19 protein-coding genes are annotated in these 22,280 nt (G+C 71.7%); 10 read left to right on the forward strand and 9 right to left on the reverse strand.

Features of this window, described 5'->3' with window-relative positions; genetic code table 11:
- Positions 1-496: 496 nt before the first annotated feature.
- The 3 genes from FLL47_RS15940 to FLL47_RS15950 are packed head-to-tail and all read right to left on the reverse strand — an operon-like array spanning position 497 to position 3,505.
- A complete protein-coding gene (locus FLL47_RS15940; RefSeq protein WP_144121301.1) occupies positions 497-1,456 on the reverse strand; it encodes a VWA domain-containing protein in 960 nt (319 codons plus the stop codon).
- Positions 1,453-2,394, reverse strand: a complete 942-nt coding sequence (locus tag FLL47_RS15945; RefSeq protein WP_144121302.1) for a DUF58 domain-containing protein — start codon at positions 2,392-2,394, stop codon at positions 1,453-1,455. The genes FLL47_RS15940 and FLL47_RS15945 overlap by 4 nt, the downstream gene beginning before the upstream one ends.
- Before the next feature lie 46 nt (positions 2,395-2,440).
- Complete coding sequence (locus tag FLL47_RS15950) at positions 2,441-3,505, reverse strand: AAA family ATPase (RefSeq protein WP_425457698.1); 1,065 nt, start codon at positions 3,503-3,505, stop codon at positions 2,441-2,443.
- A 284-nt stretch (positions 3,506-3,789) separates the two neighbouring features.
- On the opposite strand from FLL47_RS15950, the gene FLL47_RS15955 reads away from it, so the two are divergent.
- From FLL47_RS15955 to FLL47_RS42955, 5 genes are read left to right on the forward strand one after another with little or no spacing between them, the layout of a single operon-like run.
- A complete protein-coding gene (locus FLL47_RS15955; RefSeq protein ID WP_246158002.1) occupies positions 3,790-3,990 on the forward strand; it encodes an acetone carboxylase in 201 nt (66 codons plus the stop codon).
- A 17-nt stretch (positions 3,991-4,007) separates the two neighbouring features.
- A complete protein-coding gene (locus FLL47_RS15960) occupies positions 4,008-4,538 on the forward strand; it encodes a PH domain-containing protein (protein ID WP_246158004.1) in 531 nt (176 codons plus the stop codon).
- On the forward strand, positions 4,535-6,034 hold the full coding sequence (locus tag FLL47_RS15965; protein ID WP_246158015.1) for a PH domain-containing protein: 1,500 nt from the start codon (positions 4,535-4,537) through the stop codon (positions 6,032-6,034). The genes FLL47_RS15960 and FLL47_RS15965 overlap by 4 nt, the downstream gene beginning before the upstream one ends.
- A gap of 35 nt (positions 6,035-6,069) precedes the next feature.
- Positions 6,070-7,542: an AAA family ATPase gene (locus FLL47_RS15970; RefSeq protein ID WP_246158018.1), complete on the forward strand. Its 1,473-nt coding sequence runs from the start codon at positions 6,070-6,072 to the stop codon at positions 7,540-7,542.
- 28 nt (positions 7,543-7,570) lie between these two features.
- Positions 7,571-7,735, forward strand: coding sequence for a hypothetical protein (locus FLL47_RS42955; protein WP_186315753.1), 165 nt, complete (start codon positions 7,571-7,573; stop codon positions 7,733-7,735).
- 5 nt (positions 7,736-7,740) lie between these two features.
- Here the strand turns inward: FLL47_RS42955 and FLL47_RS15975 are convergent, their stop codons facing one another.
- On the reverse strand, positions 7,741-8,367 hold the full coding sequence (locus tag FLL47_RS15975; protein WP_144121303.1) for a hypothetical protein: 627 nt from the start codon (positions 8,365-8,367) through the stop codon (positions 7,741-7,743).
- A gap of 180 nt (positions 8,368-8,547) precedes the next feature.
- On the opposite strand from FLL47_RS15975, the gene FLL47_RS15980 reads away from it, so the two are divergent.
- Together FLL47_RS15980 and FLL47_RS15985 are read left to right on the forward strand one after the other, a co-directional pair.
- Entirely contained in the window at positions 8,548-8,934 is a 387-nt protein-coding gene (locus FLL47_RS15980) for a thioesterase family protein (RefSeq protein ID WP_144121304.1), read from the forward strand.
- Positions 8,931-9,782, forward strand: a complete 852-nt coding sequence (locus tag FLL47_RS15985; protein ID WP_144121305.1) for an MBL fold metallo-hydrolase — start codon at positions 8,931-8,933, stop codon at positions 9,780-9,782. Before FLL47_RS15980 ends, FLL47_RS15985 begins: the two co-directional genes overlap by 4 nt.
- Before the next feature lie 4 nt (positions 9,783-9,786).
- Here FLL47_RS15985 and FLL47_RS15990 read toward each other — a convergent pair whose 3' ends face one another.
- The 4 genes from FLL47_RS15990 to asnB form a co-directional block, all read right to left on the reverse strand.
- Positions 9,787-10,374, reverse strand: coding sequence for a carboxymuconolactone decarboxylase family protein (locus FLL47_RS15990; RefSeq protein ID WP_186315754.1), 588 nt, complete (start codon positions 10,372-10,374; stop codon positions 9,787-9,789).
- On the reverse strand, positions 10,361-10,804 hold the full coding sequence (locus tag FLL47_RS15995) for a hypothetical protein (protein ID WP_144121306.1): 444 nt from the start codon (positions 10,802-10,804) through the stop codon (positions 10,361-10,363). Before FLL47_RS15995 ends, FLL47_RS15990 begins: the two co-directional genes overlap by 14 nt.
- Positions 10,805-10,813: 9 nt before the next feature.
- Entirely contained in the window at positions 10,814-11,299 is a 486-nt protein-coding gene (locus FLL47_RS16000; RefSeq protein WP_144121307.1) for a hypothetical protein, read from the reverse strand.
- A 118-nt stretch (positions 11,300-11,417) separates the two neighbouring features.
- Positions 11,418-13,433 carry an asparagine synthase (glutamine-hydrolyzing) gene (gene asnB, locus FLL47_RS16005; RefSeq protein ID WP_144121308.1) on the reverse strand — a complete coding sequence of 672 codons (2,016 nt, stop codon included), beginning with the start codon at positions 13,431-13,433 and terminating at the stop codon, positions 11,418-11,420.
- Between the two features lie 72 nt (positions 13,434-13,505).
- On the opposite strand from asnB, the gene FLL47_RS16010 reads away from it, so the two are divergent.
- From FLL47_RS16010 to FLL47_RS16020, 3 genes are all read left to right on the forward strand, one after another.
- A complete protein-coding gene (locus FLL47_RS16010) occupies positions 13,506-14,951 on the forward strand; it encodes an aminopeptidase P family protein (protein WP_144121309.1) in 1,446 nt (481 codons plus the stop codon).
- Positions 14,952-15,273: 322 nt separating this feature from the next.
- The gene (locus FLL47_RS16015) at positions 15,274-15,858 is read left to right on the forward strand and encodes a calcium-binding protein (RefSeq protein ID WP_144121310.1); all 585 of its coding nucleotides are present in this window, start codon (positions 15,274-15,276) and stop codon (positions 15,856-15,858) included.
- A gap of 222 nt (positions 15,859-16,080) precedes the next feature.
- Positions 16,081-16,470 carry a hypothetical protein gene (locus FLL47_RS16020; protein ID WP_144121311.1) on the forward strand — a complete coding sequence of 130 codons (390 nt, stop codon included), beginning with the start codon at positions 16,081-16,083 and terminating at the stop codon, positions 16,468-16,470.
- Between the two features lie 40 nt (positions 16,471-16,510).
- Here FLL47_RS16020 and pulA read toward each other — a convergent pair whose 3' ends face one another.
- Positions 16,511-22,255, reverse strand: a complete 5,745-nt coding sequence (gene pulA / locus FLL47_RS16025) for a pullulanase-type alpha-1,6-glucosidase (RefSeq protein ID WP_186315755.1) — start codon at positions 22,253-22,255, stop codon at positions 16,511-16,513.
- Positions 22,256-22,280: the final 25 nt, after the last annotated feature.

A 22,280-nucleotide genomic window follows, 5' to 3' on the forward strand; every position in this document is an offset into this window, starting at 1 on the left:
AGCGATCCTCCGAGTCATGGCCGGGTCCTGCGAGCCGCAACGCGCCGATCCCGCGCCTGAATCTCGCATCCCCGCGCGTCCTCCCGTCGAAACCGAGCCGGTGTGTCTTCCGCCGGCTGGGAGGCCTGCGCGCTGACCTGGTCATGACTCACCCGAGTGTCCCTGTAGTTGCCTGTACAACACAGTCACCGGAGTAGGTCATGAGCCGTTACCTCGCCCCGCTGGGCTTCACCCTCGCCGCGACCTGGGTCGGAGCCGTCTTCCTGCTGGTCGGCGCCCGCTGAGCGCCACCGGCAGCGCACGTCCGCAGCGCCGCCGACGTGCCCGTACCACGGCTTTGCTCTGCACCCGCCCACGCAACACCTCGATGGTTGCGTGGACGGGTGCAGAGCAAGCGAATGGGTGCAGAGCAAAGCCGACGGGAGCACACCGCCGCCTGGCCGAAGGCGCGGCCCGCACCCCCGCCGCCGAAACCGCCGGCCTGTCCCGCCGCCCGTCAGGGCAGGCGTGAGGTCCACAGCAGGCTGAGCGCGCCCGCGCCGAGGCCCAGCAGCAGCGCCGCCCCGGCGAACCACTGCGAGACCTCCTTGGGCACCCGCTTGTGCCCGATCGACGAGCCCATGTCCTGGTACACCTGGGTCAGCTCGGCCGCCGACGCCGCCTCGTAGAAGAAGCCGCCGGTCGTCTCGGCCAGCTCGGCGAGGGCCTGCCGGTCCACCGGCACCCGTTGCAGCTGCCCGGCGATGTCCACCATGCCGGCGTCGGTGCCGAAGGCGATCGTGGTCACCGGCACGTTCGCCTCGACCGCCGCGGCAGCCGCGTCCTCGATCGCCCGGCCGTAGGTGCGGTAGCCGTCGGACAGCAGCACGATCCGGGCCGGCGGCGGCCCCTCGGCCCCGGCGTCGGGCACGGCCTTGATCGCGTCCAGCGAGGTGAACACCGCCTCCCCGGTCGCGGTGGCCTCGGCCAGCTGCAGCGCGTCGATCGCGTCGTGCACCGCCGCACGGTCCTTGCCTGGCGAGACCAGCACGTTCGCCGATTTCGCGAAGGACACCAACCCCAGGTTGTACGAGGCGGGCAGCTCCTGCACGAACTGCTTGGCGGCCTCCTGCGCCGCCTCCATCCGGGTCGGCTCCACATCGTCGGCCTGCATCGACAGCGACACGTCGATGGCCAGGATGATGGTCGCCCGCTCCAGCGGCTCGTCGACCTCCACCGACGGCCTTGCCAGCGCCGTCACCAGCGAGAACAGCCCGGCCAGGAAGAGCCCGGCGGCCACGTGACGCCGCCAGCCCAGCCCGCGGGGCACCAGCGAGCGCAGCAGTTCCAGATTGCTGAACGGCAGCGCCGTGTCGCGGCGGAAGCGCCGCAGCAGGTGCCGGGCGGCGTACGCGCCGGCCAGCGCCAGCACCGGGATCAGCGCCAGCAGCCACATCGGATCCAGGAAACGGATCATCGGCTCCCCCCGCGGGAACGGCGGTGACGCTGCGCGGCCACGAACCGCACCAGGTCGAGCAGCCAGTCGGAGTCGGTGCGCAGGCGCACCTGGCGCGCCCCGGCGGTGCGCACCGCGTCGGCGATCAGCTCGCGCTGCCGCTGGGCGGCCTGCGCGTAGCGGCGGCGCAGGTCCCGGTCGCCGGTCTGCACCTCGTGCCGCGCACCGGTCTCCGGGTCGCGCAGTTCGAGCACACCGGCCGCGGGCAGCTCCAGCTCGCACGGGTCCAGCACCTCGACGGCGAGCACCTCGTGCCGGGTGGCGAGCTTGCGCAGCTGCCAGGCCCAGCGCTCGGGCGGGTCGAGGAAGTCCGAGATCACCACGGCCAGCCCGCGCCGCCGCGGGGGGCTGTTCAGCGCCTCGATCAGCGGCGCCAGGCTGTCGGCGGGCCGCTGCCGGGCACGGGCGGCGCCGCCCTCGTCGATCAGGCGCGCCACCGTACGCAGCAGCCCCTGGGCCTCCCGGCGGCCCGGCCGGGCAGGTCGGCGGACCAGGTCGGGACCTCCGGCGTTGACCACCGCGCCGACGCGGTTGCCGCCGCGCACGGTCAGGTGGGTCATCGCCGCCGTCGCCGCCAGCACCAGGTCGCGCTTGAGCATCCGGGCGCTGCCGAAGTCGAGGCTGGGCGACAGGTCCACGGCCAGCCAGGTCTCCAGCTCCCGGTCGGCCACCGTCAGCCGCACGTGCGGCACCGTGGTGCGGGCGGTGACCGGCCAGTCCATCCGCCGTACGTCGTCGCCCGCCCGATACTCCCGCGACTCCCCTGCTTCGCTGCCCGGCCCGGGCAGCAGTCCCAGATAGTCACCCTGCAGCAGGCCGTCCAGGCGGCGGTTGACCAGCAGCTGCAGCCGCCGCAGCGCCGCCTCGCCGCCGGCCCGCTCCGGCGCGGCCGCGGTCATGCCCGCTCCCCGCCCGCGGCGCGACCGGGACCGGGGCCCCGCCCGCTCATGTCGCCTGCTGCCGCGGCGCGACGGAGGGCAGCGGCACCGCGGCCAGCACCCGGCCGACGACATAGTCGGCGGGGATCTCGTCGGCCAGCGCGTCGTAGCTGAGCACGAGCCGGTGGCGCAGGATGTCCGGGGCGATGTCGAGCACGTCCTGCGGCAGCGCGTAGTCACGCCCGCGCAGCAGCGCCAGCGCCCGGGTGGCCCGCACCAGACCCAGCGAGGCGCGCGGGCTGGCGCCGTACTGGATGAGCCGGGCGATGTCGGGCAGCCCGTGGTCGGCCGGGGCGCGGGTGGCCAGCACCAGCCGTACCGAGTAGTCGATCAGAGCATTGTGGACGAACACCTGGTCGGCGCGTTCCTGCAGGCCGATCAGCGCCTCGGTGGTGAGTATCGGCACCGCTCGCGGCGGCGCGACGCCCATCCGGTAGACGATCTCCCGTTCCTCGGTGTCGGTCGGATACCCCACCAGCACCTTCAGCAGGAAGCGGTCCCGCTGCGCCTCGGGCAGCGGATACACACCCTCCTGCTCGATCGGGTTCTGGGTCGCCATGACCAGGAACGGATCCGGCACGGCATGGGTGATGCCGCCCAGCGACACGTGCCGCTCGGCCATGACCTCCAGCAGCGCCGACTGCACCTTGGCCGGGGCGCGGTTGATCTCGTCGGTGAGCAGGAAGTTGACGAACACCGGACCCAGCTCGACGTCGAAGGTCTCGCTGCCGGTGCGGTAGATACGGGTGCCGACGATGTCCGCGGGCACCAGGTCCGGCGTGAACTGGACCCGGGCGAAGGAACCGCCCACCACGGTGGCCAGCGTCTCCACGGCCAGCGTCTTGGCCACCCCGGGCACGCCTTCCAGCAGGCAGTGCCCGCGCGCGAGCAGGGCCACGAACATGCGCTCGATCAGCCGGTCCTGGCCGACGATCACCTTCTTGACCTCGAACAGGGCGCGTTCCAGCAGCGTGGCGTCCTGCGCGGGGGTGGCGACCGTCGCGGGGCCGGCGTCGGCGCCGCCGGTCAGCGCGGGGCCGGCGGCGTTGTCGTAGGTGATGGGCTGCACCACGGCTCCTCGGTTACCGACGGGTTCCTGACCTGCCCCAGCCTCGCATGAACAGCCGACTTATGCGGCATAGTGCCGTTATTCCGGCGAAACCCTCGGGTGTGCGAACCTGTTCGACGCGGCGTTTGATTTCATCCGAACGGATGCCCCGGCACTCTTCCCTCCGCGCCCGGCGCGTGGTTAATATTCGTGCGTTGCCGGGCGGCTTCCCCCGTGGCCGCCCGGCACGCCAAACACCAGTCCGAGCCCAGCTCGGGCTTTTTTGTTGCACGGGTAGGCTCCACGACGTGATCGAGGCCGAGGCTCCCCTGATCTGCTCGCGCAAGGGCTGCCGCGCCGCGGCCGTCTGGGAGCTGCGCTGGAACAACCCCAAGCTGCACGACCCGCAGCGGCGCAAGACCTGGCTCGCCTGCGACGAGCACCGCCAGACCCTGGCCGACTTCCTGTCCGCACGGGGCTTCCTGCGCGAGACGCTGCCCATGACCTGATCGTCTATCGTCGAAACGTGACCGACCCGCGCCTGGATTCACCACTGCACACCGCGACGCGCAGCGCCCTCGACCCGTGGCCGGGCGAGGTGGCGTGGCGTCCCGTGTCGCCACGGCTGGTCGCGCTGGAACTCACCCGCGTCGCGATCAGCACCGCCGTGATGCTCGCCGTCTGTGCCGTGATCTGGTTCTTCACCAGCTCCGCCTGGGCCCTGTTCGCGGCCGCCGCGGTGCTGGTCTTCACCGTCGTGCGGGGCGTGGTGGCGGTGCGCGCCGCCCGCTCCTACGGCTACGCCGAGCGCGAGCGCGACCTGCTGGTCCGGCACGGCCGCATGGTCCGGCACCTGTCCATCGTCCCGTACGCCCGCATGCAGTACGTCGACGTCGTCGCCGGCCCGCTGGAGCGCGCTTTCGGCCTGGCCACCGTGCAGCTGCACACCGCCGCCGCGGCTTCCGACGCGACCATTCCGGGCCTGGAGCCCGCCGAGGCCGCCCGCCTGCGCGACCGGCTCGCGGCGCTCGGCGAGGACGCCGGTGAGGGCCTGTGACCGCATCCGCCACCCCTCCTGAGCACCCGGTGCCCACGGCGCCGCCGTCGCCGCCGGAACAGCCCGCCGGCCACGAGCCGCCTGGTGCTCAGCGCGACCAGCAAGCTCGCGACGGGCAACTCCCGGGCCGCGTGCCGCCGCCCGCAGCCGAGCCCGGCCCGCAGCCGCACACCGTGATCGCCCGGCAGCGGCTGCACCCGCTGAGCCCGGTGCTCAAGAGCGTGCGCACGCTGTTCCTGATCGTCGCCGCCGTGTCCTGGCGCGGCCTGCAGAACCTCGGCCCCGACAGATACGCCCTGGTCCTGCTCGGTCTGCTGGTGCTGGTGCTGCTCTACTCCGCCGTCGCCTGGCGCTTCACCGGCTACGAGGTGGTCGGCCGGGAGCTGCGCATCCACGAGGGGGTGCTGTTCCGGCGCACCCGCGCGGTGCCGCTGGAGCGGCTCCAGTCGATCGAGGTGGTGCAGCCGGTGCTGGCCCGCCTGGCCGGGCTGTCCGAGCTGAGGCTGGACGTGGCCGGGGCGGGCAAGGCCGAGGCCCCGCTGGCGTTCCTGCCCCTGGCCGAGGCGGACGCGCTGCGCGCGCGGCTGCTGGCCCTGGCCAGCCGCACCCCGGCGCCGGCCGCCGAGACGGCCCCGGCCGAGACGGGGCTGCCGGAGGCGGCACGGTCCGAGGAGCCCGACGTCTACCGGGTGGACAACAACGACGTCGTGGTCAGCCAGTTCCTGACCCCGCCGGTCATGTTCACCCCGCTGGCCGTGCTCTACATCGTCGGCCAGCTGGTCTTCAACAGTGAGTTCGGCGTCTTCGCCGTCGCCAGCATGGTCACCGCCGTCGCGGGCACCATCGGCGCGCCCGTGATGCGCATCCTCAACTTCTGGAACTTCCGGATCGGGCGGACGGCCGACGAGCGCCTGCGCATCCGCCACGGCAAGCTGGAGACCCGCAGCCAGGTGGTCGCCTCGCGGCGCGTCCAGTCGCTGACGGTGACCTGGCCGCTGCTCTGGCGCGGCAAGGGCTGGCTGCGGGTCACCCTCGCGGTCGCCGGGCAGAACTCGGTCGGCGCCGACGGCCAGCAGAGCCGGGCCGAGACCGACCGGCTGCTGCCGGTGGCGACCGTGGAGACCGCCCGGGCGATGGTGCCGCTGGCCCTGCCCGGCCTCGACATCACCGCGCTGCCCCTGTCACCGGTGCCGGACCGGGCCCGCTGGCTGGCCCCGCTGCGCCGCCGGGTGCTGGCCGCGGGACTGACCGAGCACGCGTTCGCCACCGTGGACGGCCTGCTGACCCGGCAGCTGACCGTGGTGCCGTACGCCCGGATCCAGAGCGTGCGGGTCACCGAAGGCCCCTGGCAGCGCCGCCTCGGCCTGGCCACGGTGTACGTCGACGTCGCCGGCTCGACGCCAGCCGCGGCCGTGCACCGCCCGCTGGCCGAGGCCTTCGCCTGGGCCGACGAGCTGACCACCCGCGCCCGCGCGGCCCGCGCCGCAACGGTATAACTCGACTTACTATAAACCCAGTTATACTTCGCCCCATGGCAGCGAAGCCCGCCGTGGCCAAACCCAAGGAACTCTTCGACCGTGTCCACGAGTGGGACGCGCTGAGCGGGTTCGTCAGCCAGGAACGCCAGGCGGCGTCCCTGGGCCTGGTCTACGGCCGCCGCCGGCAGGGCAAGACGTTCCTGCTGTCGCAACTGGCCCGCGCCACCGGCGGCTTCATGTTCACCGCCGCACAGCAGGCAGCCGACCAGAACCTCGCCGCGCTGAGCGCCACCTATCACCAGTTCACCGGGCAGACGCCGGCACAGTTCGCCGGCTGGCCCGATGCGATCGACGCCCTGCTGCGCCTCGGCGAGCACGCACCCGTCACGGTGGTACTCGACGAGTTCTCCTACCTGCTGGACAGCGTCGACGGCATCGCGTCACACCTGCAGATCGCGTTGGAGCCGCATCACCGCGGGGGCAGCAGCCAGGCCCGCCTCATCCTCTGCGGCAGCGCCATGACCACCATGCGCAACGTTCTCGGCGGCACCGCGCCGCTGCGCGGCCGGGCTTCGCTGGAGCTGCTGGTACACCCGCTCGGCTACCGCGACGCCGCCGCGTTCTGGGGTGCACGCGACCCCGAACTGGCCTTCCGGATAAACGCGCTGGTCGGCGGCACCCCGGCCTACCCGGCCATGTCGGAAACGGCACCGCACACGCTCGCCGAGTTCGACGAATGGGTGGTCGATCGCCTGCTCAACCCGGCGTCGGTCATGTTCCACGAGGGTGACGTGCTGCTGCGCCAGCAGACCGAGATCGCCGACCCCGCCCTGTATTTCTCCGTACTCGCCGCGATCAGCCGAGGCGCGCACCGCCGCTCCGAGATCGCCAATGCCCTCGGCCGGCCCGACACCGCACTCGGCCACCCGCTGGGGGTGCTGGAAAGCGTCCGGCTGATCGAACGGGCCGACGACGCGTTCCGCCGACAGCGGCCCTCCTACCGCATCTGGGAACCGCTGATCCGCTTCCACCAACTGGTCATCGTCGGCAACGATGCGGCGTTCGCCCTCCGGCAGGGCAAGCGGGTCTGGCAGAGCAAGGCGGACACGATCAGTTCCAAGATCTACGGCCCGCACCTGGAGCAGCTCGCGCGGGAGTGGACCCAGGCCCACGCGGCCGAGCAGACCCTCGGCGGCTGGCCCAACCAGGTCCGCTCCGCCGTCATCGCCTGCCGCGAGCACGGCCAGGGCCACGAGATCGACGTCGTCGCGATGCGGGAGGAACCGTTCGAGCCGCGCCGGGTGCTGGCGATCGGCGAGGTGAAGGCCACCGCCAAACCGGTCGGCGAGACCGAACTGCACCGCTTGCGCCATGTGCGTGACCTGCTTCCGAGCAATGCCACGCCCGATCCGGTCCGCCTGCTGTTGTTCAGCCGCGCCGGGTTCACTCCCGCGCTCCAGCGCCTGGCCGCCGAGGACCCCGGCTTGGAGCTGGTCGACCTCGAACGGCTTTACCACGGAGAATGACCGTTCACGAGCTGCGCCGAGGAGACAGATGAACGCCGAAAGCAGCCCGCCACGTTGGGTCGTGTGGCGGCAGGACGACAACGGCAACCGGTACGAGGTGCGCCGGTGCGGCACCCGCGAGGAGGCCGAGGCGCTGGCCGCCGAGATGGAGGCCCGCGGCCACAAGCAGCTCTACTGGGTCGCCGCGGCCTGACCCGCTCAGCGCAGGTCGATCGGCTGCAGGCCGACCCGCACGAGGCGGACCCGGCCGGACAGGTCCCGGGCGAGCACCGGCACTCCCCTGGCGCGGGCCGGGCGCACCTCGAACATCACGTTGCGTTCGTGCACGTCGGAGTATCGCCGCCGGTAGCGGTCGTAGCGAGCGCCGAGGACCAGCCGCAGGTACGCGGTGAGCAGCGCGTCCAGGCGGCTGCGCCGGTCCGGCCGCCACAGGAAGCGCGCCCATTCGTGGCCGTGCACCCACTGCCTGGCCTTGACCAGGCCGGTGAAGCGCAGCCCGACGGCCGCGCGGGCGGACTTCGGCACACCGGCCAGTCCCGGGACCCGGTGGTCGCCGAAGTAGACCCCGCCGACGAAGCGCCCGTTGAGGTACGTGCGTTCGTCGATGACCTCCAGCACGAACATCCGGCCGTCGGCATCGCGTACGGCGAAGCAGGCCTTCTCCTCGCCCGCGCCCAGGTAGGCGCACCGCCACGCCGGGTCGGGGAAGCGCAGCAGCCGACCGTCGTAGACGGCCTGCCGGATCTGCGCGGCGTGCGCCGCGGTGAGCCCCTCGGCCGCGACCACGTCCAGCCGCTCCCCGTCGAAGTCGACCAGCACCGCCACCTCCAATGTGTACCACCACTGTGCCGGGTGACCGCCGGATCCGCCGTCCCGAGCGGATGACATCGGAGTCCGGGACCGGTCGAGTGTGACCTGCTCACCGCCTGCGGCACACGTCGTCCGGGCAGCGCAGGCGGTCACGGTTGCATGCGGCCGGCCGGGTGAGCGCCTAGGCTGTGGCGCATGCAGCAGCTCACGGCAGGCCTGACGGCGAAGGTGCAGTTGACGGTGAGTGACGCGGACACGGCGCAGGCGCTGGGCTCGGGCGACGTCCCGGTGCTGGGCACTCCGCGGGTGGTCGCGCTGGCGGAGGCGGCCACCGTGGCGACCACCGCGCGAGTCCTGGAGTCCGGGCAGACCACGGTCGGGGTGCGTGTCGAGCTGGATCACCGGTCGGCGACGCCGGTAGGCCGTACCGTGGTGGCGGAGGCGCTGCTGACGAAGGTCGACGGCCGCAAGCTCACCTTCGAGGTGATCCTGCGCGACGGCGAGACCGTCGCGGCGGAGGGTCGGGTGGAGCGGGTCCTGGTGGACCGGCACCGCTTCGTGGAGAAGGCGACGACGTCATGACCGAGTTCACCGAGATCGCCGACGGGGTGTTCGTGCTGGTGTACCCGTACCTGCGGGTGAACTGCACGCTGATCACCGGCGAGACCGGTGCGCTGCTGGTGGATACGCTGTCCACCGAGTCCCAGGCCCGTGAGCTGCAGGAGGCCGTGCTGGCGGTCACCGCCAAGCCGCTGGGCATCGTGAACACGCACTTCCACTTCGACCACTGCTTCGGCAACGCGACGCTGGCCGGGCCGGAAACCCCGATCTGGGGGCACCGCGAGTGCCGCCGCGAGCTGCGCGAGCACGGCCGGGAGTGGCAGCGGGCCTGGGAGCAGGAGCTGCTGCCCGACGACGAGCGCACGGCCCGGGCGGTGGGTCGGGTGACGCTGCGGCCGCCGACCGCCGACGTGGACCGCGAAGACCTGATCGACATCGGCGGGCGGCAGGTGCGCCTGGCCTGGCACGGCCGCGGCCACACCGCCGGGGACCTGGTGGTACGCGTGGACGATGTGCTCGTCGCCGGGGACCTGGTCGAGGAGGGCGCCCCGCCGGGGTTCGCCGACTCGTACCCGCTGGACTGGCCGGAGACGCTGCTGGCGCTGTCCCGGACGGTCGGGCCGGACACGGTGGTGGTGCCCGGTCACGGCGAGCTGGTCGACGCCGAGTTCCTCACCATCGCCCACGACGAGCTGGCCGCGCTGGACTGGCTGATCCGCGAGGCGCACGGCGACAGCGGCGACGTGGCCAAGGTGGCCGCGGCCAGCGCGCTGGCCCGCTGGGGCGGAGCCGGGCTGCGTGAGGCCGAGCACGCGGTCCGGCGCGGCTACGCCCAACTGGACGCGGCCACGCCGAACACGATCGGCTGAGGTTCTAGCCGATCGCGTAGCCGCGCTTGAGCAGCTGATACGCGTCGCCCTGAAAGCCCTTGTCGTCCGGGATCGCGAAGTCGACCGCGTCCGCGATCCGGTTGATGGTGCAGAAGATCGCGCAGACGTGCACCACGTCGCGCACGCCCTGCTCGGTGACGCCATGCGCGTAGGCCGCCTCGACCAGCTCCGGGCCGACCTCGCCCGGCTGCAGCGTCAGCGTCTCCAACAGCGCGAACGCCGCTCGCAGCGGGGCCCGCAGCGGGGCGGTGCGCCAATCTGCCAGCACCGCGGTGGTCACTTCCGGCCCGAGCGTCGCGTCGACGATCGCGCCGTGGCTGCCCGCGCAGAAGCGGCACTGGTTGAGGTTCGACACGAAGGTGGCCATCAGCTCACGCTCGCCGATGCTCCATTCGGACGGGCCGCGCAGCACCTGGTGCACCCAGGTGGTGAACGGCTCGCCGAAGAACTCCCGCCGGTAGTGCAGGATCTTCAGGATGTCGGCCGGCGGGCGTCCGCTGGCGATCCGGATCATCTTCAGTTTGACCCGGTCGCTGAAGCGCCAGGACCGGCTCAGGCTAGGCAGCCGCATGCCGCGTGACCTCCGCCTGAACGCCGGGCGGCAGGGTCGCCGCCGGCTGCGCGGGCACGACCCGGACCGGTGTGGCGTCGCCGTCGGCCAGCCGGGCCTCGGCCCGCGCGATCGCGGCCAGCCCGGCGTCCAGCCGCCGCTGCCCGGCGCCCAGCGCCACGGCCACGGTCAGTTCGAAGACCTGGTCTTCCGACCAGCCCACGCTCAGCAGGTCGCGCACCTGCTCGTCGGTGCTGCGCCAGGCGTGCTCGCGCATGGTGTCGACGTAACCGCGCAACTCGTGGGAGACCTCGTCGAGTTTGGCGTGGGCGACGACGTGGCGCACCCGCGACGGCGTCGATCCGGGACCGTCCAGCACCGCATGGCGCAGCACGGCGAAGAGGCTTTCGGGCGCGGTGTCGTCGTTGTCCGTGTCAGGTACGAGGGGCACGAAGGCACCTTAGGCCGCGGCGGCCTTCTCCGCTAGATCCAACCAGCCCGGTGCGTCCCACGGCACACCGCTGGAACCCATCGCGGCCTGCAGGTTCGGTAACGTCGGTGTTACCGACAGTCCGATCAGGATGTCGGTGGGACCGTCCGCGCGGGGCCTGCCGTCCGGATCGTCGCAGATGAGGATCGACACGGCCGGACCGCACGCCAGCAGCACCGCGCCACGGCCCAGGGCCCGCAGCCGCCGCGCCGCCCGCAGCGGCGGAACGGGCCCGAACAGCCGGGTCGCATCGGCGCCGCCCAGCACGGTCAGATCGGCGTCCCGGCTCAGCTCCTCCACGAGTTCCCGCAGCCAGGGCAGTGCGGTGTCCGGCATGCCGGTGACGTCGGCGTGCAGCAGCCGCGGGGGCCCCGGCACACGCCAGAGCCCCCGGGCGGAGACGAGCGCGTCGGGTCTCAACAGGGATGAGACTTCCACCAGGACCGGCTGCGCCATCCCGCCTCCCCTGACGGCTCCGCCGGTCGCGGATTCCGGTGTCCCACCTGGACGGTGTGACACCGTGGGCGCGAGCGCGGCGTCGGTTGTCAGAGCAAGCATGGCACGGCGTCAACGGTCAGGAAACCATCGAGCCGACGACGGGTTTCGTCAGCAGCGCGGATTCGTTGCGCCCCACGCCGGGGTCCAGGGTGCGGGCCACGAAGATGGAGTGCCAGACACAGAAGACCAGCACCGTCCAGATCTTGCGGGAGTTGTCGGCGCCCCCGGCGCGGTGCTCCTTGAGCAGACCGTCGACATAGGACAGATCGAGCAGGTCGTCGGCGCCGGAGGTGTGCAGGATCTCCCGGGCCCAGTCGTACATCTCGCCGGCCAGCCAGACCCGGGTCGGAGTCGGGAAGCCCAGCTTCGGCCGGTTCACGATGGCCGGCGGCACGACCTGTTCGAGGGCCTTGCGCATGGCGTACTTCGTCGCGTTGGAGCGCGGCGGCACCTTGAGCTCCAGCGGGATCTTCGAGGCCACCGCGAACACCTCGCGGTCCAGGAACGGCACCCTCAGCTCCAGCGAGTGCGCCATGGACATCCGGTCGGCCTTGACCAGCACGTCCCCGCGCAGCCAGGTGTGGATGTCGACGTACTGCATGGTGGCCACGTCGTCGAGGCCGTCACCGGCCGCTTCGGCGTACAGCGGCGCGGTCACGTCGGTGAACCGGGCCGCCGCCTCGACCGACTCCCGGCGGCGCAGCAGGCGGCGGATCTCGGCGTCCTCGGTGAAGATCCGCGAGTTGCCGCTGAACCGCTCGGTCAGCGGGGTGGTGCCCCGCTCCAGGTAGCTCTTGCCGCGCATGCCCCGCGGGATCGCCTTGGAGAGCGCCCGCAGGCCGCGCTGGAACGAGTGCGGCAGCCTGGTCAGCGGGGCCAGTGACAGCGGCTCGCGGTAGATGCCGTAGCCGCCGAAGAACTCGTCCGCGCCCTCGCCCGAGAGCACCACGGTGACGTGCTTCGCGGCGGTCTGCGCCACGTGGTAGAGCGGGACCAGCGACGGGTCGGCGACCGGGTCGTCGAGGTGCCAGACGATGCGGGGCAGCGCCTCCATCATCTCCTTGGCGCCGATCTTGGTGGGGATGGTGGTGACGTCCAGGTGCCGGGCCGACTCCTGGGCCACGTCGATCTCGGAGTAGCCGGGCACGTCGAAGCCGACGGTGAAGGTCAGGATGTTCGGGTTCCACTCCCGGGCCAGCGCCACGACCGCGGTGGAGTCGATGCCGCTGGACAGGAACGCGCCGACCGGCACGTCCGAGCGCATGTGCAGCCGTACGCTCTCGCGCAGCGTCTCGTGTATCTGCGCGAACAGCCGCCGCGGGTCGTCGACCGACAGCTGCGGTCGCAGCACCGGCCGGAACCAGCGGCGTTTGGTCAACTCCCCGCCGGTGCGCTCGCCCGCCTGGCCCGGCCGCCAGGTCAGGCACTCGCCCGAGCCGATGCGCTCGATGCCGTAGTGCAGCGTGTGCGGCTCCGGCACGTACTGGAACGTCAGCAGGTGCGACAACTGCACCGGGTCGATGCCCGCGTTGCCCGCCGCGGCGCTGGGCGCGAACGGCAGCAGCGCCTTCTTCTCGCTGGCCAGGAACAGCCCGTCCACGGTCTGCAGGTAGTGCAGCGGCTTGATGCCGAACCCGTCGCGAGCGCCGAACGCCAGCCGCTCCTGCCGGTCCCAGATCACGAAGGCGAACATGCCCCGCAGCCGGTCCAGCACCGCCTCACCCCAGTAGTGGTATCCCGCCACGATGACCTCACCGTCACCCTGCGTGGCGAACTTCGCGCCGTGCTCGTCGATCAGCTCCTGGCGCAGCTCGAGGTAGTTGTAGATCTCCCCGTTGAAGGTGAGCAGGTAGCGGGCCTCGGCCGAGTCGGCGCTGTCCGGGCCGGGCGGCGACCAGGGCAGCGGCTCCTTCGAGAACTCGACGTCGATGATCGCCAGGCGCTTGTGCGCGAAGATCGCGTCGGTGTCCACGACGTCCAGGCCCGTGTCGTCGGGACCCCGGTGGTGCAGCCGTTCCAGGGCCTCGCGAAGCGGCCCGGAGTAGGCATCAACCGTGCCCTGACTACTGAAAAAGGCCAAAAGTCCACACACGTGGGCAATCATGCCAGCCAACGGCGGGCGATAGGCTCGGAACACACGAAGACCATGCTCGGAGGCGGCAATATGACTGAAGAGAAGAAGGGCACCGAGTCGCACGACCCTGCGTACCCGGAGAAGTTCCTGCAGTTCATGCGCACCGGATGGAGCGACACCGAGCTCCCGGTGACCCTGCGGGCGGAGGCCCCGAACCACGCCAAGCGGCGCGCGGCGCTGTCGGCCGCGTTCCCCGGCGAGACGCTGGTGATCCCGTCCGGGCACGAGATGGTGCGGGCCAACGACACCGACTTCATGTACCGCCCAGGCAGCGATTTCGTCTACCTGACCGGCGAGCACGACCCGGAGAGCGTCCTGGTCATGCGGCCCAACGGCTCGGGCCACGACGCGGTGCTGTACGTGCGCCCGCGCTCCCCGCGCGACACCGACGAGTTCTTCAAGGACCGCCGCTACGGCGAGCTGTGGATCGGCCGCCGCCACACGCTGCGCGAGAAGTCCGCCGAGCTCGGCATCGAGACCGCGCACCTGGACAAGCTGGCCGAGCTGCTCGACGACCTCGCGCCCGGCCGCACCCGGCTGCTGCGCGGCCTCGACCCGCACGTCGACGGCCTGGTCCGGGCGACCGCCCCGGAGCGCGACCGCGAGCTGGCGCACACCATCTCCGAGATGAAGCTGGTCAAGGACGAGTGGGAGATCGCGCAGCTGCAGGACGCGATCGACGCCACCGTCCGCGGCTTCGAGGACGTGGCCCGGATCATCCCGGCCGACCGGCCGGTCTCCGAGCGGCTCATCGACGGCGTGTTCGGCCTGCGCGCCCGCCACGACGGCAACACGGTGGGCTACAGCTCCATCGTCGGCGCCGGCAGCCACGCCACCGTGCTGCACTGGATCCGCAACGACGGCCGCACCACCCCCGGCGAGCTGCTGCTGCTGGACATGGGCGTGGAGAACCGCAACCTCTACACCGCCGACATCACCCGGACCCTGCCGGTCAGCGGCACGTTCACTCCGCTGCAGCGCCAGGTGTACGACATCGTGCACCGCTCGCAGCAGGCCGGCATGGACTTCATCAAGCCGGGCGTGAAGTTCGCCGACGTGCACACCACCTGCATGCGGGTGCTCGCCGAGGGTCTGCACGAGCTGGGCATCCTGCCGGTGAGCGTGGAAGAGGCGATGTCCAAGGAGTCGACGATCTACCGCCGGTGGACGCTGCACGGCTTCGGGCACATGCTCGGCATCGACGTGCACGACTGCGCGCACGCCCGCCACGAGAAGTACAAGGACGGCGAGCTGGACGAGGGCTACGTGCTCACCGTCGAGCCCGGCCTGTACTTCCAGCCCGAGGACGAGCTGGTCCCCGCCGAGCTGCGCGGCGTCGGCATCCGCATCGAGGACGACGTGCTGGTCACCAAGGACGGCGCGGTCAACCTCTCCGCCGGCCTGCCCCGCACCGCCGACGACGTGGAGTCCTGGTTCGCCACCCAGCGCGAGCAGGGCCCCCGCCTCCCCGCCTGACCCACCCCCACCCGCCGATCATGAACTTGTGGCACGGCTCGACGGCGTGTCATGAACAAAAGTTCATGATCGACGGGATCCGTCCGGGCGCTCCGCCGCGTCTGAGGGGTCAGGGATCGATGCAAAGGGCGGGCGTCCCAACATGGGACGTCCGCCCGCCTCGTACGGTTGCGCCACCGGCACCGGTCTGCACGGGTCTCCGGATCATGGCCGTAACCTGGTCAGTTGCTTCGCGTTGGAGCACATCGGACGGCCAAGACACACGCCGACCTGCACGGGGCAGGTCATCGCCCGGCGTGAACGGTCCGCCCGGGGGTGAGCGATGCTCGCGAAGAGTGTGTTCCAAAGTCGCCGTGGATGGGCGCGCGCGGCGGCGGCCGGATTGATCGTCGCGACCGGCATGCTGGCGGGCGGCCTGGCCGGGCCGACCACGGCCGGCGCGCTGGTCCCCGATGACGGGTCCAACGCCGGGCAGCAGGCCGCGACGGCCCTGGTGACCTGCGCGACGGCCACGCCGACCAGGGTCGGCACCAACGGCGCCGACTACATCGTCGGCACCTCGGGCGTCGATGTGATCTTCGGCCTGGGCGGCAACGACTACATCGACGGCCGCGGCGGCGGCGACCTGCTGTGCGGCAATGCGGGCGCGGACTACCTCGTCGGAGGCGACGGCGCGGACACCCTCGAAGGGGCCGACGGCAACGACTACCTGCGCGGCGATGGCGGCGCCGACCTCCTGATCGGCGGGAACGGCGAGGACTACCTGCTGGGCGGGACCGGCAACGACAACCAGTTCGGCGGACCCAACAACGACCTGCTCAACGGCGGCGACGGCACGAACACCAACGACGGCGGCACCGGCACCGACACGTGCGTCCGCCCGTCCACCGGGCCCGGCTGCCCCTGATCCCGGACTGACGCGCTGAGGCGTCCTCGGCGAGGATCCCGGTCCGGTCCCGGCTCAGCCGCGGCGGGCGCCCACCGCACCGGTGGACGTGGCCGAAATCGGCAGCCGGTGGATGCATCCCGTGCGCTGCGGAGAGCGTCTGTACGGCAAGGGATCGACGATTCGGGCGGGCGTCCCTGCGGGGCCGCCCGCCCGCTTGCCTGGGGACGTGGTCGGATGCGTGTGACAGCGGTTGTTCTGGCACTGGCGGCGGCGCTGGCCACCGGCGGCTGCGGCACTGAAGGAAGCCTCGCCCCGTGGCGCCTGGCGGGCACACCGCCGGCCCCCTCCGCGACGAGCGTCGACATCCTGGTCACGGAGATGGCCTGCAACGGCGGCCGGTCCGCCGACGGGCGCATCGCGGACCCGGAGATCAGCTACGAGGACGACCGGATCGTCGTCACCATGCGCACCGTCCCGCGCGGCGGGGCGAACACCTGCCAGGAGAACCCGGAGACGCCCTACCGGCTGGAACTCGACGAGCCGCTCGGTGACCGCGTACTCATGGACGGCACCCTGGACCCGCCCGCGGCCCCGGGGCCCAACCGCCCGACCCACGTCCCGGGGCGGTGAGCGGGGCGGACCGCGCACGGCGGCCCGCCCCCCACCTGTGTCACTTCGTGACGAACACCGCCACGGTACGGCCCGGCACCGTGAACGCGCCCGTGGCCGGGGCGTACGCGGACTGGCGCACCAGCGGGTCGACCGAGGCCGCCAGCACCGGGTGCAGGCCCAGCCGCGCGTTCTTCAGCGACGCGACCGTCTGCGTGGTGCTCGACGTCGTGGCGTTGAAGACCACCACGACCGTCTTGCCGTCCTTCTTGATCACCATGGTGATCACGCCCGGGGCCTCGGCCGCCCCGGACAGCGGGAACGACACCGCCTGCTGCACCTCGGCCTGCGTACGCAGGGAGAACAGCGGGCTGGACGCACGGACCCGCAGCAGTTCCGCGAACCGCGCCCCGGCGAGGTTGATCGCCTCGCACGTCGGCACCAGCGCCGGGTCGGCGAGCAGCGGCTTGGCGTACGCCCACTTGCTCTCGTTGTCAGCCGCCGGAGGCAGGCCGAGGCCGAACCCGTTGCCGCTCGCGCAGTCCCAGCGGATGGCGTTGAACCAGTCGCCGGAGTTGTACGAGTTGCGGTCCAGCGACTTGCTGCGCAGCAGGTCCGAGCCCGCGGTGACGAACCCGGTGCCCTGGCTGAGCACCACCGTCGACAGCGCCAGCACCTGAGCCCTGGCCCGGTCCAGCGCCGGTGTGTCCGCGGGCAACTTGTAGGCGAGTGCGTCGAACAGGATCTCGTTGTCGTGCGCGTCGACGTATGTGACCGCCTCCGCCGGGGCCTTGGTGTACCCGGCCGGCGAGCCGTTGTAGTCCACCTCCGCGCCGCTGACCTTGTTGCCCGCCGAGTCCGTGAAGGTGAACCCGGCCAGGTTGCCGGTCAGGCCGACCTTGATCTGGTCCTGCTGGTGCAGCAGCCGGGCCTTCTGCGTAGCGGCCGTGCCGTTGACCGCGTCCCCGTTGGGGTCGGTGAACAGCCCGGACGCGAAGCCCTGGACCCGCGGGTTGTCGTCGAACGGCCCGCCGCCGCGTACGGCGTCACGCAACCGGTCGTTGAACGTCGCGATGCCGGTCCCGGCCATGTTGGCCTGCGTGGCCTGCTCGAACCGGGCGTCGTTCGCGACTTCGCCGAAGTTCCAGCCCTCGCCGTAGAGCAGGATCGCCTTGCCGTCGACCCCGTCCTCGGCCAGGGTGAGCCGGTCCAGCGCCGCCCGCACGTCGAGCAGGTTCTGCTTCGGGTGGTGGCCCATCAGGTCGAACCGGAACCCGTCCACCCGGTACGTCTTCGCCCAGGTGACCAGCGAGTCCACCACCAGTTTGCCCATCATCGCGTTTTCCGGCGCGGTGTTGGCGCAGCAGGTGGAGGTGGCCACGGCCCCGTCCTCCAGGAGGCGGTGGTAGTAGCCGGGCACGATCCGGTCCAGCACCGACTTCGGGTCGTCGCCCGCGGCCGAGGTGTGGTTGTAGACGACGTCCAGCACCACCCGCAGCCCGGCGCGGTGGATGCCGTCCACCATGGACTGGAACTCGACGTTGCGGGCCTTGCCCTCAGGGTCGGTGGCGTAGCCGCCCTCCGGCACCGTGTAGTGCAGCGGGTCGTAGCCCCAGTTGTAGCCGTCGGTCGCGGCGACCCCGGCGACGCAGGCCTGCTGCCGGTCCGAGTCCCGGGGCAGCGAGGGCAGGTCGCAGGCGGGTTGCTGCTGGTCGGTTCGCTGCTCGGGGATCGTCGCGAAGTCGAACACCGGCAGCAGGTGCAGGTGGGAGACCCCGGCGTCGGCGAGCGAATTCAGGTGCTTCATACCCGCGGTCTGCGGGTCGGTGAAGGCGGCGTACGTACCGCGCTTGTCCTGCGGCACCGTCGTGTCCGCGACGGAGAAGTCGCGCACCGACAGTTCCTGGATCTGCGCCCGGCCCGTGTAGGACGGGACCTTGACCGCCGCGCCGGGCAGCTTCGCCAGGTCGATCAGCTGGCTGTGCGTCGAGTTCGCCGACAGCGCCACCGCGTACGGGTCGGTCACCGACGCGGTGACGACCTGGCCCTTGGCGGGCTGCCACACGCTGACCTGGAAGCGGTAGTACTTGCCGGTCCAGTCGCTCGACCCGGTCACCCTCCACACGCCGGAGGCGTCGTCCCGGTTCATGGACACGGTCTGCGGTGTCGCCGACGGGCTGTCGAACAGCTGCAGCTTCACATCCTTGGCCGTCGGGGCCCACAGCGCCAGGCTCGGCCGCCCCTTCGCGAACACCGGACCGAGCACCGCCTTGGCCGCGGTGGAGTAGACGTCGTCGAGCGCGCCCGGGATCTGCACCCCGGTCGCCGACACCAGCTTGCCCGCGTGGTCGCTCTCGGTGACCACGAGCTGCCCGCGCAGCGCGTTCTTGATGCTCGCGAGCGTGGCGTCCACGTCGAACGCGCCGTACGCCCACAGGTGCGGGAACTTCTGGCGCTGTGCCTCGGACAGGCCGCCCGACGCGGACAGCCGGATCTTCGTGAAGTCGCCGGCCAGCGCCCCGTCCACCACGGACAGTCCGCCGTTCGGGGCGACGACCAGGTCGTACACCTTGCCGTCGGGGTCCTTCTTGTGCCACGCGATGGTGCCGCGGTCCAGCCAGTGGGCGTACGACCTGGTCAGGTCGATGTCCAGCGCCGCACCCTTGACCGACGGCCGCAGGTAGGCCTGCTGCCCGGACAGGATCCAGGCCTCGTTGCCGAACGTGGCGAAGTTGAGCCGCTGGTCGGTGGGCAGGTCCTTCTCGTCGCCCTTGTGGATGATGTAGTTCACCCCGGTCGCGCCGTCGACCAGCGGGATCCGCCAGTACGCGCCGAAGGCGTCGGTGCCGGTCGGCAGCATCGGACTGCCCCACTCGACCGGGTTGGCGTTGCCGTCCCAGAGGTGCAGGCCCCAGCCGTCGTAGTTGCCGTCGGCCCGGCGGTAGTGCAGCACCGCGGTGTGCTCGGCGGCGGCGCGGCTCGGGTGCACGGTTCCGTCGCCGGACGCGATCCACGCCTCGCCCAGGCCCATGTCCATGGCGAGGTCGGCGTTCGGGTCCTTCTCATCGCCAGAGTGCACGATGAAGTTCACGGGCTTGCTCGCGTCGCCGACGGGCACACTCCAGTGTGCGCCGAAAGCGTCGGTGCCGTCCGGCTGGCGCGGGGCGGACCAGTCCGTGCCCGCCCCGGCGGCCAGGCCGTCACCCCACAGGTGCAGGCCCCAGCCTGCGTAATTTGCGTCGGTGCGGCGGTAGTGCATGTCCACCTTGCCGGTGGCCGCCGCGCGGGAGGGGTACACGGCCGCGTCGCCGGACTTCAGCCAGATCTCGCCGACCCGGCTCGGATCGACACTGCGGTCGGCCTCGACGTCCTTGCCCCCGGAGCCGTTGACGACGAGAAATCCGACGTTGGCCGCACCAGGTTTGACCTTCACCCAGGCGAAGCGCCCGTAGGAGTCCTCCCCGGCGAACGGCTGGCCCTGCGGCCACGGGTGCTGCATCGAACCGTCGACGTCGCCCCAGGTGTAGAGCCCCCACGGGTCGTAGTCGCCGTCGGCGCGCTGGTAGTGCACCAGCACGTATTCGCGCTGCGCCGCCTGCGCGGGCGAGGCCACGGTGATGGCGCTGGTCGTCGACGCGGTGCGGCCCGCGCTGTCGCGGGCGACGGCCTTGTAGGTGACGGTCGTGCCACCGGCCAGGCCGGTCAGGTCGTGGTGCACGGTGTGCTCGCCCACCGCGTTCGACGTGCCGAGCAGCTTCCACGGGCCGTCGCCGACCTGCGCCGCGAAGGTGACCGTCGCGAGGGGGTCGCCGGTGACGCGTGCGGTCACGGCGGCCCGGGTGGTCACCTTCGCGCCCGCGGCCGGAGCGGTGATCGTGATCTGCGGGCTGCCCGCGGCGGGCAGCGCCCGGTCGGCGCGCAGCACGATGCTGGACAGCGCCGGCACGGTGATCGTGACCTTGCCGTCCGCGCCCGCCGTCGCGCCATCGCCCGCGGCCGGGTAGAGCTGTCCGAACGCGGCGTTCGCCGTCGCGGTGTCCACGGTGACGGACTTCGGTGCGGTGCCGCTGTTCGACGCCACCAGGTACTCGAAACGCTGCGCCGGGTCGATGCGCGAGAACGCGAACACGCCGTCGCCCGCGTGCCGGGTCACCTGCACGCCGTCGCGCAGCGCCGGGTGCTCCTGGCGCAGCGCGCCCAGCCCGGCGATCGCGCGGTAGAGCGGGTGCGCGGTATCGAACTGGTCGGACGCGTGCGTGCGGTCGGTGCCGAGCAGGTCGTCGTCGAGGTAGTCGGCGACCTGGCTGGCGAACATGTCCTGCCGGGCGTCCTTGTCCCCGCCGTTGCCGGTGAAGCCCTGCTCGTCACCGGAGTAGACGACCGGCTGGCCGCGGGTCAGGAACATCAGCTCGTGCGCGAGCCTGTCGCGCTGCAGCGCGGTCGCGGCATCGACGCCGCTGTTGCTGATGAACGTGCCGATGCGGCCCATGTCGTGGTTGCCGAGGAAGGTCGGCAGGGTGGACGCGTCGGTGCCGGGCGAGGTGTACATGCCGTCGGCGGCGTACAGGTCGGCCAGGCCCTGGCCGGAGCCGCCGGTGACGAAGCCCTGCGCGGCGGCCTGGAAGCCGAAGTCCAGCGTCGCCTGCAGGCGGCCCTGCCGCACGTAGCTCGACATGATGTTCGGGTCGGCCGAGTAGACCTCACCGAACATGAAGAAGTCCGGCTTGCCGGCCTTGCGGGCGTTCACCGCGATGCCCTGGCTGAACTGCGGCCAGAACTCCATGTTCACGTGCTTGGCCGTGTCCAGGCGGAACCCGTCCACGCCGGTGGACTCGATCCAGTCCGAGTACACCTGGGTCATGCCGCGGACCACCTCGGGCCGCTCGGTCCACAGGTCGTCCAGGCCGAAGAAGTCGCCGTAGGTGCTGTTCTCACCGGAGAAGGTGGAGTCGCCGCGGTTGTGGTACATCGTCGGGTCGTTCAGCCACGCGGGCGTCTTGGCCTTCGCGTCCGCCGCGGTCTTGAACACCGGGGTGTACGGCATCGACGTGCGATCCGTCTTCGGGAACCCGTTGCGCCCGTCGGCGTAGTTGACGTCCTCGAACGCCCGTCCCGCCGCGTCGGTGTACGGGCTGGTCTTCTTGTCCACGTACGAGTACTGGTTCTCCTCGTACGCGATGACGTCGGCGGTGTGGTTCACGATGACGTCGAGGTAGATCTTGATGCCGCGCTGGTGCGCGAGCTTGACCAGCTTCTTCAGGTCCGCGTTGGTGCCGAAGTGCGGGTCGACCTGGGTGAAGTCGGTGATCCAGTACCCGTGGTAGCCGGCCGAGGCGTCCGCGCCCGTGCCCTGCACCGGGCGGTTCTGGAACACCGGCGCGAGCCAGATCGCGGTGGTGCCCAGGCCCTCGACGTAGTCCAGCTTGTCGATCAGGCCGGCCAGATCGCCGCCGTGGTAGAAGCCCTTGTCGGTCTTGTCCAGGCCGGTCTTGAGCCGGTCGCCGGACAGCCCGCCCTTGTCGTTGCGGGTGTCGCCGTTGGCGAAGCGGTCCGGCAGCACGAAGTAGAACTGCTCAGCCTTGCGTCGCGGCGCACCGGCCGCGGCGAGCGCCGCCTCCGCGGGCTCGTCGGCCCAGTAGGTGTCACCGGCCTGCACCCACTGCGCGGGCCCGTCACCGGTCAGCGCACGGACCACCACGAACGGGGCCGCGGCCAGCACCACGGCCAACAGTCCGATCAGGAGGGTCCGGGTGTTTCTCAACTCTTTGCGAAGTGCCGTGCGCACGAGGGCGCGTAGGGCTGCCATGGGCCTTCTCCGGGAGGGTGAAGTG

This window comes from Catellatospora sichuanensis, from assembly GCF_007483665.1.
Taxonomy (GTDB): Bacteria; Actinomycetota; Actinomycetes; order Mycobacteriales; family Micromonosporaceae; genus Catellatospora; species Catellatospora sichuanensis.